We start from the raw sequence: 1,800 nt of genomic DNA, 5'->3' as shown, positions 1-1,800 counted from the left end.
CGTACGTCGACGCCCGCAAAAAGCAGCTTGTCACCGACTACCAAGCGTTGCGCGAGGAAGACTGCTGCACCGACGCGCAGACAACGGCGAGGCGCGCCATGGAACTACGCCCCGACCCTGTCAATGAGGTTCACGAGGTACTGAGAGGCCAGGAGCGGCAACGACTCATCCTCGCACCCACCGGGAGCGGCAAGAGCTACGCCGCCGCGCACTACACCTTGGAGGAGATCGCCGTGGGGCACGCCGTCGTCTATGTCGCGGCCAACAAGAGCGACGCGGCTCAGTTCGAGGAGGAGATCCTGCGTTTGGCTGAGAAGGACTCACTCACAGACCTCGCAGGCGTACGCCACTATCGACAAGACTGGACCTCGGACGCGGAAGGTTCATCGACAGACGCTGTCGACCTAACGCGGAAACGACTGGTTATTACCCACCACACGTTCCTCGGTCATCAGGGCGACTCGAGCTACTTCTACGACTTGTGGCGCAAGATGGAGCACGCTGTTTCAGAGGCGGGGGTGGAGTTAACACTCATCGTCGATGAAGTCGACGCGATGGTTGAGTCCTGCCTGCGCGTCATCGATCTCGATAGCCGCTTCAAGCGGACCCATCGACTGGGTGATACGGAACCCACTTACCAACCCCTGCAGCGCTGTCCAGCCTTTACCCGAAGCGGCAACTGCGAGAACTGCGAACTGGTACGAGACACGCTGCGCTGGAAGGTGAATGGCAACAATCTGTTCCAACTCTATAACCCGAAAGTCAAACACCACGACGATCCAAACCGCTGTGTCTCACCAACACTTCGTTACAACGGCGAGCCCGTCACCTGGGGGCAATTTCAAGTCCAATCCATGAGCAGACACGACACATACGCCCAAAGCATCGACTTCTCCGCACAACTCCCCTTCGACGCCACGACAGGAGGCCGCCAAGCTTATGATCCGATCAAGGAGATGAACAGTCTCCTGCATAGCGCTTGGAAACCCAGAGTCCTGCAATCCCAGATCGTCGAAAACGACGAAGGCGAACAACGCTTCCCGGCCCGCCCCTGTGGCGTGCGCAGCCTCGTCCTCGCCGATCAAGCCCCATTCAAGGGCTTGCGTCGCTTCCGCGTTCGCTACATGACCGCCTCACTCACCCCCTCGCAACAGCGCTTCATCGAAGACACGATTCCCGAATTGGACATCCAAGACATCGAACCGGAATCGCAAGCTCTCGATAAGATCACCGTCATCATCGCTGACCATCACCTCAGCAAGAAGGACATACTCGACCTCGCGAGTCTTCAGCGCAGCTTGATCGTCACCGGCTTCCAGCGCGATACGAGCCAGTTCGACGTCAGGCTACCCGGCAAACGGATCGCTCTCTATTCTGAAAGCAGCACGCGCGTGGCAATCCACGATCTCGGCGTCGACGGCCCACCGGACATCTTGGTGACCTACGCCCGTTCAAGCACCACATGGCGCGCCACTATCGCGATGGCGGCACAGACAACCCCAACGACTGCGTGCGGATCGCCTATGAGTGGCTCGACGCTCAGAAGACCATCCGCAGTCCCAGCAAAAAGACACGGGGGCTAAAGCACTTGGTCGAGTGGTGGGCCGGTCGCTATGTCTCGCGCTTCGACGTTGAAGTCGCCGCTTTCCTGCATCCCGACATCCAGGGCGAGTACCCCTACTACAACATCAGCGCTCGGCTCATCGAACCCTCCACACAGCGGCTTGAGCACATCCCCGAGGCGTTCCAACACGATGACAAGAACCACTCCAAGTGCGCTGTGTATCAACACAAAGAGGA

The 1,800-nt window shown here is 59.0% G+C and carries 2 protein-coding genes; both read left to right on the top strand.

Annotated elements, in window-relative coordinates:
• Nucleotides 1-1,583, top strand: a 1,583-nt coding sequence (locus VBE63_RS28640; protein ID WP_323686379.1) for a DEAD/DEAH box helicase family protein, incomplete at its 5' end; no start/stop codon positions are given.
• Nucleotides 1,584-1,588: 5 nt separating this feature from the next.
• The coding region (locus tag VBE63_RS28635) for a hypothetical protein (protein WP_323686378.1) at nucleotides 1,589-1,800 on the top strand (212 nt) is incomplete at its 3' end.

Origin of the sequence: Lamprobacter sp. (assembly GCF_034860625.1) — a bacterium.
Taxonomy (GTDB): Bacteria; Pseudomonadota; Gammaproteobacteria; order Chromatiales; family Chromatiaceae; genus Lamprobacter.
Note: the sequence above shows the minus strand (reverse complement) of the source record. Positions and strands in the feature narration are given on the sequence as shown.